We start from the raw sequence: 13,011 nt of genomic DNA, 5'->3' as shown, positions 1-13,011 counted from the left end.
CAGCGTAGGGCGATCCACCTGCGGTTTCGAGGCCGCGGTGTGCTCTCCTGGTGCGGTGTCCACCCTCGCAGCAGCCCGGCGTCGCACGTGGGCGGCCGGACTCACGATGGTGCTCCTCCTCATGCAGCTCGTCGCGCTCTACGCCCCGTCAGCGGGGTCGGGTGGCGTGCCGGTGAGCGATAAGGTCGTGCACGCCGTGATCTTCGCTGCGCCGGTCGTGAGCGCCGCGGTAGCGCGCTGGCGCTGGGGCGCGCTCGCGGTGCTGCTGGCGGTGCATGCCCCGCTCAGCGAGCTGGTGCAGGGAGCCCTGCTGCCCGCCCGCAGCGGCGACCCGTGGGACGTCGTCGCCGACCTCGTCGGGGTCGCGGGAGGGTGCGCCGCGGCGCTGCTGGTGACCGCCGCCCGCCGCCGCGCTGGTATCGTTGGGGGCTCATCGTCACGGCAGGCGCGCTGATGCGCCCCGACGGCCCAAGCACGAGCCGCTGACCCCTCTCCCGTGACGTCCCGGGCGTGACGACCTGCCGCCCGGACCGACGCGTCGACCATGACGCAGATGGACCCGTCTACCTGACGTCGAGCCTTCGAGCCGGCCGCAGACGAGTCTGCGAGACCTGACGAAGGTGAGAACGACCATGCCCGCGAAGAACCCGAAGAAGAAGGCCCGCTGGACCGCCGCCGAGAAGGCAGCTCGCAAGGCCGGCAAGAAGCCGGCGCAGAACAAGCCGCCGAAGAAGCCGCACCACCGCGGGCAGGGCCCGGACTCCCGCCCCACGCAGACGGCGAAGGGGGAGCGCGAGCGGCCCCGCCGCCCGCGCCCGGCGAAGGGGGAGGACCGTCGCCCCGCTCGGCTGGGCCACGGTGGCGAGCACGGTGACGGCGAGCGTCGCGGGTACCGTCCCCGCTTCGACCGGCCCGACGAGCGCAGGGGGGAGCGTCGCGATGAGCGCGGCGGCCACCTTCGGGACGAGCGCGGCGGCCAGCGTCGGGACGAGCGCGACCAGCGGGGCGGGCGCCGCGACGACTGGCGCGAGGAGCGCCGCGGACCCGGCGACCGACGTCGCCAGGACCGACGCCAGGACGGACGCTACGACCGGCGCGACGACCGCCGGGACAGCCGCCCCGAGATCGACCCCGAGGCCGAGCGCATGGAGGCCGACACCTGGGTCTCCGCGGCCCGCCAGAGCCAGGCCGGCCACGTCGAGGTCGCCGAGGACAACGGCTTCGCCGCGCTCGGGCTGCCCGACCGGCTCGTCGAGCGGCTCGCCCGCGACGGCATCACCACCCCCTTCGCCATCCAGGCCGCGGCGATCCCCGACGCCCTCGCCGGGCGCGACGTCCTCGGCCGGGGCCAGACCGGGTCGGGCAAGACCCTCGCCTTCGGGCTGCCGACGATCGCCCGGCTCAGCGGTGAGCGCTCCGCGCCGCGCCGCCCGCGCGCCGTCGTGCTCGTGCCCACCCGCGAGCTCGCGATGCAGGTCAGCGACTCCCTCGAGCCGCTCGTGCACGTCACCGGGCTGCGGCACAAGCTCGTCGCCGGCGGACTGTCCTACACCGGGCAGATCGCGGCGCTGAACAAGGGCGTCGACATCCTCATCGCCACCCCGGGCCGGCTCGTCGACCTCATGGAGCGCGACGCGGTGGCCATGGACGCCGTCGAGGTCGCGATCCTCGACGAGGCCGACCACATGGCCGACATGGGCTTCGTCCCGGCCGTCACCGCGATCCTCGACGCCATGCCCGAGGGCGGTCAGCGGCTGCTCTTCTCCGCCACCCTGGACAAGGGAGTCGACGGGCTCGTGCAGCGCTACCTCGTCGACCCGGTCACCCACTCCACCCAGGACGCCACGGCGAGCGTGGACACGATGGAGCACCACATCCTGCTCATCTCCCCGCACGACAAGAAGGCGATCACCGCCGAGATGGCCAACCGCGAGGGGCGCACCGTCGTCTTCTGCCGCACCAAGCTCGGCGCCGACCGGGTCGCGCGTCAGCTGCGCGAGTCCGGCGTGCGCGCCGCCGCCCTGCACGGCGGGCTGACCCAGGGCGCACGCAACAAGGTGCTCGGCGCCTTCCGCACCGGGACCGTCCCGGTGCTCGTCGCCACCGACGTCGCCGCCCGCGGGATCCACGTCGACGACGTCTCCGTCGTCCTCCAGGCCGACCCGCCCGCCGACCACAAGGACTACCTGCACCGGGCGGGCCGCACCGCGCGCGCCGGCGAGCGGGGCACCGTGGTCACCTTGGCCCTGCCGCACCAGCGCAAGACGATGGAGCGGATGGCTCAGGACGCCGGGCTGGACGCGCGGCCGGTCAAGGCGGCGCCGGGCGACGAGGTGCTCACCGCGGCGGGCGCGACCCCCGTCTCGGGCGAGCCGATCGACGAGGCGGAGTTCAAGGCCCTGCTCGACCCGCGGCCGGCCCGCAAGCACGGCGGGACCCGCGGGCCGCGCGGAAGCCACGGCGGGCGCGGGGGCCGGCCGGGTGGACGCTCTGGTGGGCGGCCCGGTGGCCGTCCCGGGGACCACGGCGGCCGGGGTGGTCGCGACGGGCAGGGCGGGCAGCGCCCTCCTCGACGAGAGCGCGGCTGACCCCCCTTCGCCGTCCGACGGGAGAGAATGGGCGCCATGGACAGCTGTGCCGGCCGGCTCCTCGTGAGCACCCCGCAGATCAGCGACGGGGTCTTCGAGCGCAGCGTCGTGCTCGTCCTCGCCCATGACGACGAGAGCGGCGCACAGGGGGTCGTGCTCAACAAGCCTGTGCAGGCGCCGATCGACACGGTCCTGCCCGGGTGGCAGGAGAACGCCAGCCGTCCGCAGATGGTCTTCCAGGGTGGGCCGGTGCAGACCGACTCCGCCGTGGGGCTCGTCGGGGTCCCGGGCGACGACGACCCGGCGCCGGGGATCAAGCGGCTCTTCGGCGCGATCGGGCTGGTCGACCTCGACGCCCCGCAGGAGCTGATCTGGCCCGAGATCAGCGAGCTGCGGATCTTCGCCGGGTACGCCGGGTGGGAGGCCAGCCAGCTCGAGGGCGAGATCGCCCAGGGCGGGTGGTTCGTCGTCGACTCCGAGATCGGCGACGTCTTCGACTCCGACCCCGACACGCTGTGGCGGCGGGTGCTGCGACGCCAGCGCGGGGTGATGGCCTGGCTGTCGACCTATCCGCAGGACCCCAGCCACAACTGACCACCGCCTATCCTGGCTCCATGAGCGAGCCGCTGCCCCCCACCGGTCCGGACCAAGCCCCTGGTGCCCCGGGATCTCCGGGCGAGTCGGGCGGGACGACGCTGCTGGAGCGCCCCGAGACCGACGTCGACCCCCAGCTGCAGGAGCCGGGCGACCACGAGCGCTTCGCCCACTACGTCCGCAAGGAGAAGATCCTCGAGTCGGCGATGACCGGTGAGCCGGTCATCGCCCTCTGCGGCAAGAAGTGGATCCCGGGCCGCGACCCGGAGAAGTTCCCCACCTGCCCGGAGTGCAAGGAGATCTGGGAGGGTCTGCGCGACCCCCAGGACGGCGAGGACTGAGCACAGCCGGACGACGAAGGGGGCTCGTCCCCCTTCGCCGGTAGCCCACCGCTGACCGGTCGGCTGCCTACAAAACCCAGCCAGCTGGGTTTTGTGGACCTGGCTGGGTCTCGAAACCCAGCCAGCTCATCGAAACCCAGCCGGCTGGGTTTCGTGAGGCCGGCTGGGCGGGGCGGGCGAGGGGGGCTGTGGACGGTGGTTCGGGATCGTCGGCGGGGGCGCTTACCCTGGACGCCGTATGAGTCAGCACGCCGCCGAGCACCTGCCACCCGCCTTCCCGGAGCGGGCGGCCTGGGGTACCGCCGGGGCGCTGCGGGCCTGGCAGGCCGAGGCGCTGCACCAGTACCTCGACTCCGGCGCCCGCGACTTCCTCGCCGTCGCGACCCCCGGAGCCGGCAAGACCACCTTCGCCCTGCGGGTCGCCGCCGAGCTGCTGGCGAAGGGAGAGGTCACCGGCGTCACCGTCGTCGCCCCCACCGAGCACCTCAAGACGCAGTGGGCCGACGCCGCGGCCCGGGTGGGGATCCACCTCGACCCGAAGTTCTCCAACAGCGTCGCCGACACCGCCAGCGATTACGACGGAGTCGCGCTCACCTACGCCCAGGTCGCCTCGCGCCCTTCGATCCACGAGCAGCGGACGAAGGGGGAGCGCACCCTGGTCATCCTCGACGAGATCCACCACGGCGGCGACAACAAGTCCTGGGGGAGCGCGATCCGTCAGGCGTTCGACCCGGCGGTGCGTCGGCTCGCGCTGACCGGCACGCCGTTCCGCTCCGACACCAACCCCATCCCCTTCGTCACCTACGAGTACGGCGACGACGGGATCCTGCGCTCCAGCGCCGACTACACCTACGGCTACGCGCAGGCGCTCGCCGACCACGTCGTGCGTCCGGTGCTCTTCATGGCCTACGGCGGGGGGATGCGCTGGCGCACCCGCGCCGGCGACGAGGTGGCCGCGCGGCTGGGTGAGCCGATGACCAAGGACGTCGCGGCGCAGGCCTGGCGGACTGCGCTGGACCCGAAGGGGGAGTGGGTCCCCTCCGTGCTCGCGGCCGCCGACCGCCGGCTGACCGAGGTCCGCCGACACGTCGAGGACGCCGGCGGGCTCGTCATCGCGAGCAACCAGACCCAGGCGCGGGCCTACGCCCGGATCCTGCACGAGATCAGCGGGGAGAAGCCGACGGTCGTCCTCTCCGACGACCCGGGCAGCTCGGCGCGGATCGAGGAGTTCGCGGGGGCCACCTCGCGCTGGATGGTCGCGGTGCGGATGGTGTCCGAAGGGGTGGACGTGCCCCGGTTGTGCGTGGGCGTCTACGCGACCTCGGCCTCGACGCCGCTGTACTTCGCCCAGGCCGTCGGCCGCTTCGTCCGGGCGCGCCGGCGCGGGGAGACCGCGTCGGTCTTCCTGCCGAGCGTGCCGGTGATCCTCGCCCACGCCGGGTCGATGGAGGTCGAGCGCGACCACGCGCTGGACCGGCCCGGCGGCGACGAGGGTGAGGCGCCGATGTGGTCCGAGGAAGAGGGACTGCTCGCGGCCGCCAACCGCGACGAGGGCGCGAGCGATGACCTGCTCGGCTCCTTCGAGGCGCTGGAGTCCGACGCCCACTTCGATCACGTGCTCTACGACAGCAAGCAGTGGGGCGCCCACGCCGACGTCGGCTCCGAGGACGAGCAGGACTACCTCGGTCTGCCCGGGCTGCTCGAGCACGACCAGGTGCAGGCGCTGCTCTCGGAGCGGCAGACCAGGCAGACCAAGAAGTCGGGTGGCCGGGGCAAGGGGCCGGCCCAGCCGGTGTCGGCGCACCGGGCGCTCGCCGCCCAGCGCAGGGAGCTGAACAAGCTCGTCTCGGCCTACGCGCAGAAGCGGTCGCTGCCGCACGCGACCGTGCACATGGACCTGCGGCGGGCCTGCGGTGGCCCCGAGCTGGCGACCGCGACGAGCGAGCAGGTGGGGGAGCGGATCACGACGATCCGCCGCTGGTTCGTCGGGCGCCGCTGAGCTGGGCGTGCCTCAGGAACTGAGGGAGGGACGCCGGCCGAGATGCGACGCAGGAGCCGCCAAGCCGTCAGCCTCGGCCTGCGTCGTCGGCGGCCTTGCGCACGAGCGGGCCGGTGCGCATCGCGAGGTGGGTGACCAGGGCGATCGAGGTGCTTGCCCGGAGCACGTGGACGTCGTCGATGATCTCGTCGATGACGTCCCCGAGGTCGGCGTTGTCGCGCGCCGCCACCCGGACGATGAGGTCGCTGCGCCCGGTCGTGCTGTGGATCTCCAGCACCTGGGGGATCGCGGAGAGGTGGGCGACGACCGGCGCGTGCCCCTGACGCTGGTTGATCTCCAACGTGCAGAAAGCGGTGACCGGGAATCCCAACGCCTCGGGGTCGACCTGCGGGGCCAGCGAGGCGATGACCCCGCTGCGCTGCAGCCGGTCCAGCCGGGCCTGGACCGTGCCGCGCGCGACGGAGAGCTCACGGGAGGCCCCGAGCACCCCGATCTGCGGTCGTTCGGTGAGCAACGCGATGATCCGCGCGTCGAGGTCGTCGATACCCTCCGGTCTGCCCATGGGCACATTGTGCGCAGTGACCGCCAAGGCGGGCAAGAGCCTGCACAGGATGCCTATCGAGCGCGACGCTAGTTGCGCACTGTGACCGGTCACGGGACAGTGCCGACATGACTGATACGACAACGACGTCGGCCGCGGCGGGCACCCCCGAGCTGACCGAGCAGGAGCGCGCCGAAGACCTCGACATGGCCCAGCTCAAGCAGCTGGTGGGTCTCGTCGAGTACGACGAGAGCAAGGACCCCTTCCCGGTCACCGGGTGGGACGCCATCGTCTTCGTCGTCGGCAACGCGACCCAGACCGCCCACTACTACCAGTCGGCGTGGGGCATGGAGCTCATCGCCTACTCCGGCCCCGAGCACGGCAACCGCGACCACAAGGCCTTCGTGCTGAAGTCCGGCTCGATCCGCTTCGTCGTCAAGGGTGCGGTCGCCCCCGACAGCCCCCTCATCGAGCACCACGCCAAGCACGGCGACGGTGTCGTGGACATCTCCCTCGAGGTGCCCGACGTCGACAAGTGCATCGAGCAGGCCCGGCGGGCCGGCGCGACCGTGGTCCAGGAGCCGGAGAACGTCACCGACGAGCACGGCACCGTGCGCATCGCCGCGATCGTCACCTACGGCGAGACCCGGCACACCCTCGTGCAGCGCACCGTCGACGGCGCGACCTACGACGGCCCGTACCTGCCCGGGTACGTCCCGCGCGAGTCCGGCTTCGTCAAGCGTGAGGGCGCGCCCAAGCGTCTCTTCCAGGCGCTCGACCACATCGTCGGCAACGTCGAGCTCGGCAAGATGGATCAGTGGGTCGGCTTCTACAACCGGGTCATGGGCTTTGTGAACATGGCGGAGTTTGTCGGCGAGGACATCGCGACCGAGTACTCCGCGCTCATGAGCAAGGTCGTCGCCAACGGCAACCACCGGGTGAAGTTCCCGCTCAACGAGCCGGCGATCGCCAAGAAGCGCAGCCAGATCGACGAGTACCTCGACTTCTACCAGGGCCCGGGTGCCCAGCACCTGGCGCTCGCGACCGGCGACATCCTGCGCACGGTCGACGAGCTGCGCAAGGAGGGCGTGGAGTTCCTCTCGACCCCGGACAGCTACTACGAGGACCCCGAGCTGCGCGCCCGCATCGGCGAGGTTCGCGTGCCGATCGAGGAGCTGCAGAAGCGCGGCATCCTCGTCGACCGGGACGAGGACGGCTACCTGCTGCAGATCTTCACCCGCCCCCTCGGCGACCGGCCCACCGTGTTCTTCGAGATCATCGAGCGGCACGGCTCGCTGGGCTTCGGCATAGGCAACTTCAAGGCGCTCTTCGAGTCGATCGAGCGCGAGCAGGACAAGCGCGGCAACCTCTGACCGACCCGCGCACGCGAAGGGGGGTGCCCACCGACGAGGTCGGCGGGCACCCCCTTCGCCTGTCTGCGGCGCCGGTCAGCCGAGCCGGGCGAGGTTCTCCTCGAAGACCTCCCGGCTGGCCCGCCACGGCTCGGTGCCGCGGGGCAGGTCGAGCAGGTGGGGGAGCAGGTCGGCGGAGAAGGTGGTCGAGGCCTCTCGCGGGAGCAGCGACGGGAGGTTGTCGATCGCGACGATGTCGACCGGCGGCGTCCCGTGCGCGCCGTCGTGCAGGCGTCGGACCGGCTCGGCCCACGTGGTCTCGCGGTCGTTGACCGGCAGCAGGTTGAGGTCGCTGGTGAAGTCGGCGGTGACGTCGGAGAGGGTGCGCAGCCGGCGGTCCGGGCGATCGAGGTCCTCGGCGGTGACGAAGGGGGGAGCGGGTTCGCTCACCCCGACGCAGTTCACGAGCACGTCGTGGGCCAGGAGGGCGTCCTTGTCCAGGGCGGCGGTCTCCTCGCGGTCCCACCCGGTGCTGGTCCCGCCGCCGACGGCGATGGCGTCGAGGGCGCCGGAGCCGCTGCGTCCCCGCGAGCCGGTGACGAGGTAGCGCTCGTCCTCCCCGGTGTCGGCGGCGCTGCCGCGCAGCCGCTCGTCGAGCTCGGCCCGCTCCATCGGCTGCACCGCTCCGGTCAGCGCGCCGCGGGTGTGCAGCATCGCCAGCGAGGCGCCGACATACCCCGCCCAGTAGCCGAAGGCGACGACCCGACGGCCCCCCTTCGTCAGGTACTCGACGTCGAGCAGGGTCCCACCGCCCCGCCGGAACCGCTCGAGGAGCGCGGTCGCGCCGCTCTGCCCCTTGTAGGCGTGGCCGAAGAAGACGTGCCGGTGGGCCAGCTCCGCGGGGGCGTCGGGCAGCTCCTTGAGCCCGAGGACGACGGTGTTCTCGGGCGCCTCGGTCCAGGACAGGGCGGGCGCGACCTCGGCGCCGATCTGCGCGTACTCGTCGTCGCCGAAGATCCGCTGCGGCGAAGACTCGACGGTGAGCCGGTGCCCGGCGGAGATCACCGCGGCGGCGTCGGCCGGGGTGAGCGGCGCGCGCCGCTCGGTCGCTCGGGTCTCGTGCCGTAGCCAGAGGTGCATCGGGTCGCTCATGGCGTCATCGTGGCACCCGAGCGGCGAAGGGGGAGAGCCGGGTCAGTCCCGGATGTAGAGGCCCTGCGGGACGTCGGTGAGGCGCTCGGGGCCGAGCGGCTGGACGAGGAGGGACTCCGAGGTCTCGTAGCCCCAGTCGTCCTCCCACATGCCGAGGATCATGTGGAAGGCCATGCCGGCCTGCAGGACGGCGGTCTCCTCCGAGCGCAGGCTGATCGTGCGCTCGCCCCAGTCCGGCGGGTAGCCGATGCCGATGGAGTAGCCGATGCGGGACTCCTTGTACAGGCCGTGGTGGGCGATCGTCGAGGAGAACGCCTCGTGGACGTCGCGGACCGCGTTGCCGGGGACCATCGCCTCCAGCGCCGCGTGCAGGCCCTCGTCGACCGCCCCCGCGGTGTGCATCAGGCGGCGCGGGGGCTTGCCGAGGGAGATGGTGCGGGCCAGGGGGGCGTGGTAGCGGCGGTGCACCCCCGCGAGCTCGATCGTCGTCGCCTCGCCGAACTGCAGCGGCCGGTCCGACCAGGTCAGGTGCGGGGTGCCGGCGGTCTTGCCGGTCGGGAGCATCGGCACGATCGCCGGGTAGTCGCCGCCGGCGTCGCCCGCACCCTCGGCCTGGGCCCGCTGGATGGCGGCGACGACGTCGCACTGCCGGACGCCAGGGGCGGCCGTCTCAAGCGCCGAGCTCATCGCACGTGAGGCGATCCTGCCCGCGGCCCGCATGAGGTCCTGCTCGGCGAAGGACTTGACCACGCGCACCCAGCTGACCAGCTGGTGGCTGTCGACGACCCGGGTGGGGGCGAGGCCCTCGGCAAGGCAGGCGTGGCCACGGGCGGAGAAGAAGTGGGCGTCCAGGTCGACCCCCACCTCGGCGTCACCCGACCTGGGCATGAGGCCGAGCTCGACGGCCCGCTCCGTCATCCACGTGAAGGGGTGGACGTCGGGGCGGTGCACGAGGGTCTCGGGGTAGCCGTGGACCCGGTCGTCGGGCAGATCGGCGGTGATGGCGCCCCCACTGACGTCCATGGCGCGGGTGAAGAAGTGGGGGAGACCGGCGCTGGGCACGACGAGGCACTGCGGCATGTAGAAGGACCAGGCGTCGTAGCCGCACAGGTAGTTGATGCTCGCCGGGTCGACGACGACGAGGGCGGCCATGGAGCGCGAGGACATCTCCCGCTGGACCGCCTCGAGCCGACGCTCGTACTCGTCGGGGGCGAAGGGGCGCCGCGTCTGCATCCCCGCATCGTGCCTGACGTGGCGGCCCGGGCGCAGCAGGGCCACGCGGCGCGGCCCGTGCCGGTCGCGCCGGGTGGTGCTGGCATCCTTGCGGCCATGCACACACCCGAGCGGGCCGGCTGGTACGACGACCCGGAGGACCCCGAGCAGCTGCGCTACTTCGACGGGATCGTCTGGTCGCAGCACCGTGTCCCCAAGCAGGCGCCGGCCAGGCCGCAGGCTGCCGTCGAGGAGATGACGGGGGCGCCCCAGGGCGCACCGCCCGCGCCGGTCGGAGCGCCCGGCCAGCCTGGTCAGCTGGGCCAGCCTGGCCAGGCCGATCAGCCCCGCCCTGGGGGCGGGTGGCAGCAGCCCGCCGCGCAGCACCCTCAGCGCCCGGCGCCTGGCACGGGTGCGGTCGCGCGCGACGGTCGACCGTTGGCCGGGCTCGGCGCTCGCGCCGCAGCCTGGCTCCTCGATGCCCTCGTCATCGGCGTGCTCTGCGCGATCACCTCCGGCTGGGCCTGGGCGCTCGGGATGCGCGACTACGTGCGCTTCGTCTTCGACAACGCCGACGACCCCACCGCCGTCTCCGAGCTCACCCCGACCGACCTCATGGCCTTCATGGACTGGGCCTGGCTGGCCGTCGCCGTGGCGCTGGTTGCCCTCACCGTGCTCGCCTACCAGGTGCTGATGCTCACCCGGTGGTCCGCGACGCTCGGCAAGCTCGCCGCGGGGATCAGGGTGCGCCCCCAGGGAGCCGACGGGCCCGTGACGGCGGGCATGGCGCTGCGCCGAGCCGGATTCGGCGTCGCGCTCTGGCTGCTCGGGTACGTGCCGATCCTCAGCTGGATCGCGATGCCGCTGCTCCTCGTCGACCATGTGTGGGCCGTGCGGGACCCGCTCCGGCAGACCTGGCACGACAAGGTCGGCGGGACCGAGGTCGTCCGCGCCTGACCGAGCCGCTCATCCCCCCTTCACCCTTCCCCAACCACGCGCCGAGAGCGCTGGCCCACCACCTCGCCTTACATTTTGGATGGACGGGCGCAGGGGCGGGGCGAAGGGGGATGAGGAGGGAGGGTCAGCGGGCGGGGCAGATGGTGCCGGTGCACTCTCCGAGGTGCAGCGGACCCCCTTCGCCCGGCGCGGTGGCCCGGAAGGTCACGGTGTCGCCGTCCTCGAGGAAGGTCCGGCTCGACCCGTCCTCCAGCTCGACCGGCTCCGAGCCGTTCCACGACAGCTCGAGGAAGGATCCGCGGGTGGCCGGCTCCGGCCCGGACACCGTCCCGGACCCGAAGAGGTCGCCGTCGCTCAGGGTCGCGCCGTTGACGGTCATGTGCGCGATCATCTGCTCCGGCGACCAGTACATCGTCGCGTAGGGCGGGCGGGAGACGACGGTGCCGTTCCAGTCGACCTCGTAGGTGATGTCCAGGCCCTGCGCGGCCTCGCCCCGCAGGTAGTCCATCGGCTGGGGGTCCTGGGTGGGCAGGTCGACCCGTGCCGGGCCAAGCGCAGCCATCGGCGTCACCCAGGCGGCGATCGTCGTCGCGAAGGACTTGCCGAGGAAGGGGCCGAGCGGCACGTACTCCCAGGCCTGCAGGTCGCGCGCGGACCAGTCGTTGAGCAGGACGACCCCGAAGAGGTGGTCGCGGGCCGACTCGACCGGCACCGGCTCGCCCAGCCGGGTCCGCCCGCCGACGACGAAGCCGAGCTCGGCCTCGATGTCGAGCTTGACGCTCGGCCCGAAGGTGGGCGTCTCGTCGGTCGGGGCCTTGCGCTGCCCCGACGGGCGGGTGATCTCGGTGCCGGAGACGACGACCGTCGAGGAGCGGCCGTGGTAGCCGATCGGCAGGTGCTTCCAGTTCGGGGTGAGCGGCTCGCTGTCGGGTCGGAAGATCCGCCCGACGTTGCTCGCGTGGTGCTCGCTGGCGTAGAAGTCGACGTAGTCGGCGACGGTGAAGGGCAGGTGCATCACGACGTCGTCGACCGGGTGCACGTGCGGGGCAAGGACGTCGGCCCGGTCCTCGTCGCCGAGCAGGTCGGCCAGCCACTCGCGGGTCTGCGCCCACTCCTGGGGCCCGGCGGCGAGCAGCGGGTCGAGGTTGCCGCCCTGGTACGGGCGGGTGTCGCGGTGGCAGGCGGCCGCGGCGGCCTCGACGTCGAGGACGTGGTCACCGATCCGCACGCCGAGCCGGGGCTCACCGGAGCCGTGGGCGAAGCTGCCGTACGGCAGGTGGTGCGGCCCGAAGGGGTGGTCGGTGCCGATGGTCAGCCAGGGATGCTTGCTCATGCGCTCTGTCCGTGTCCTTCCAGGAGGTCGTGGTCGATCATCTCGTCGATGGGGTCGGTGACCCCGCAGCAGCCGTAGGCCGTGAAGGTCGCGCGCACCCGGTCGGCGCGCCCGTCGTCCCAGCCGGCGACCACCTTGGCCAGGCGCTCGCCGTCGCGGTCGGCCAGGATCGCGGCGAGGTCCTCCGGTGAGACCCCGAGGGTGTCGCTCAGCGCGGTGTCGACGGCGACGAGCACCTCGAGCAGCCCGTGCTGCGGGTCGGGGGTGCCATCGGAGCCTGCGTGGTCGGCGCGCACGAGGTGGTGCAGGCCGCCGGTCAGCTTGAAGGGGATGCCGAGCTGGACCGCGTCGGTGATGAACCGGGCCAGCTCGTCCTCGTTCGGCCACGGCCAGGTCGGCGTCGCACCGGTGCGGAACTTGGCCTGCACGTCGTAGCCCTCGGCGCGCCCGTCGCGCACGTCGGTCATGGCCCGGTCCCGGTCCGGCCCTCGGGGGATCTCGAGGACCAGTGGCACAGAGGCGAAGGGGTGGTCGCGCCAGTCCTCGCTCCAGCCGGCCTCGACCCCGTGCACCGTGACGGTGGAGCCGTCCGCGGCCCGCAGGGCCGCAGTGATCTCCTCGGGCGGCACGCCCGGGCGCGCCACCACGACGACGGCGAGCTCACCCCCTTCGCCGACGAGGTCGACCAGCTCGGCCACCCCTGACGCAGGGACCAGGAGCGGCCCGACCAGGTCGGCGTACCAGGCGCGGCGATGCTCGCCGTGCTCGGCCAGGGCGCGGTCCAGCGGGGCGTTGCCGGGAGGGAAGACCGCCGCGTCGTGGATCAGCCCGGTCACCAGGGGAGGGGGAGCAGGCATGACCTCGAGCCTACTGGGTGCGTGGCCGCGATCACATCCTCTATCGTGCAGATCGTCAGCCGAACCCACGACGAGGTGGACAGAT

12 protein-coding genes are annotated in these 13,011 nt (G+C 72.8%); 7 read left to right on the top strand and 5 right to left on the bottom strand.

Features of this window, described 5'->3' with window-relative positions; all coding sequences use genetic code 11:
* The first annotated feature begins 55 nt into the window (after nt 1-55).
* From FB557_RS12090 to FB557_RS12070, 5 genes are all read left to right on the top strand, one after another.
* Nucleotides 56-454 carry a VanZ family protein gene (locus tag FB557_RS12090; protein ID WP_246074766.1) on the top strand — a complete coding sequence of 133 codons (399 nt, stop codon included), beginning with the start codon at nt 56-58 and terminating at the stop codon, nt 452-454.
* A 178-nt stretch (nt 455-632) separates the two neighbouring features.
* The gene (locus FB557_RS12085; RefSeq protein WP_144857866.1) at nt 633-2,588 is read left to right on the top strand and encodes a DEAD/DEAH box helicase; all 1,956 of its coding nucleotides are present in this window, start codon (nt 633-635) and stop codon (nt 2,586-2,588) included.
* Between the two features lie 36 nt (nt 2,589-2,624).
* Nucleotides 2,625-3,182 (top strand): YqgE/AlgH family protein, encoded by a 558-nt coding sequence (locus FB557_RS12080; protein WP_144857865.1) that lies wholly within the window; start codon nt 2,625-2,627, stop codon nt 3,180-3,182.
* A 20-nt stretch (nt 3,183-3,202) separates the two neighbouring features.
* Nucleotides 3,203-3,523 (top strand): DUF3039 domain-containing protein, encoded by a 321-nt coding sequence (locus tag FB557_RS12075; RefSeq protein ID WP_144857864.1) that lies wholly within the window; start codon nt 3,203-3,205, stop codon nt 3,521-3,523.
* A 238-nt stretch (nt 3,524-3,761) separates the two neighbouring features.
* Nucleotides 3,762-5,522, top strand: a complete 1,761-nt coding sequence (locus FB557_RS12070; RefSeq protein WP_144857863.1) for a DEAD/DEAH box helicase — start codon at nt 3,762-3,764, stop codon at nt 5,520-5,522.
* A gap of 67 nt (nt 5,523-5,589) precedes the next feature.
* Here FB557_RS12070 and FB557_RS12065 read toward each other — a convergent pair whose 3' ends face one another.
* Nucleotides 5,590-6,084: an Lrp/AsnC family transcriptional regulator gene (locus FB557_RS12065; protein ID WP_144857862.1), complete on the bottom strand. Its 495-nt coding sequence runs from the start codon at nt 6,082-6,084 to the stop codon at nt 5,590-5,592.
* A gap of 107 nt (nt 6,085-6,191) precedes the next feature.
* Between FB557_RS12065 and hppD the strand changes: the two genes are divergently transcribed.
* Complete coding sequence (hppD, locus tag FB557_RS12060; RefSeq protein ID WP_144857861.1) at nt 6,192-7,436, top strand: 4-hydroxyphenylpyruvate dioxygenase; 1,245 nt, start codon at nt 6,192-6,194, stop codon at nt 7,434-7,436.
* 75 nt (nt 7,437-7,511) lie between these two features.
* Here the strand turns inward: hppD and FB557_RS12055 are convergent, their stop codons facing one another.
* On the bottom strand, nt 7,512-8,567 hold the full coding sequence (locus FB557_RS12055; protein WP_144857860.1) for a saccharopine dehydrogenase: 1,056 nt from the start codon (nt 8,565-8,567) through the stop codon (nt 7,512-7,514).
* A gap of 42 nt (nt 8,568-8,609) precedes the next feature.
* Nucleotides 8,610-9,800: a M24 family metallopeptidase gene (locus FB557_RS12050; RefSeq protein WP_144857859.1), complete on the bottom strand. Its 1,191-nt coding sequence runs from the start codon at nt 9,798-9,800 to the stop codon at nt 8,610-8,612.
* Nucleotides 9,801-9,896: 96 nt separating this feature from the next.
* Here FB557_RS12050 and FB557_RS12045 point away from each other — a divergent pair, with 96 nt between their 5' ends.
* The gene (locus tag FB557_RS12045) at nt 9,897-10,736 is read left to right on the top strand and encodes an RDD family protein (RefSeq protein WP_144857858.1); all 840 of its coding nucleotides are present in this window, start codon (nt 9,897-9,899) and stop codon (nt 10,734-10,736) included.
* Between the two features lie 124 nt (nt 10,737-10,860).
* Here FB557_RS12045 and fahA read toward each other — a convergent pair whose 3' ends face one another.
* Together fahA and FB557_RS12035 are read right to left on the bottom strand one after the other, a co-directional pair.
* A complete protein-coding gene (fahA, locus tag FB557_RS12040; protein WP_144857857.1) occupies nt 10,861-12,069 on the bottom strand; it encodes a fumarylacetoacetase in 1,209 nt (402 codons plus the stop codon).
* Nucleotides 12,066-12,926 (bottom strand): hypothetical protein, encoded by an 861-nt coding sequence (locus FB557_RS12035; protein ID WP_144857856.1) that lies wholly within the window; start codon nt 12,924-12,926, stop codon nt 12,066-12,068. The genes fahA and FB557_RS12035 overlap by 4 nt, the downstream gene beginning before the upstream one ends.
* Nucleotides 12,927-13,011: the final 85 nt, after the last annotated feature.

The sequence above is a fragment of the Marihabitans asiaticum genome (genome assembly GCF_007828725.1).
GTDB lineage: Bacteria > Actinomycetota > Actinomycetes > Actinomycetales > Dermatophilaceae > Marihabitans > Marihabitans asiaticum.
Note: the sequence above shows the minus strand (reverse complement) of the source record. Positions and strands in the feature narration are given on the sequence as shown.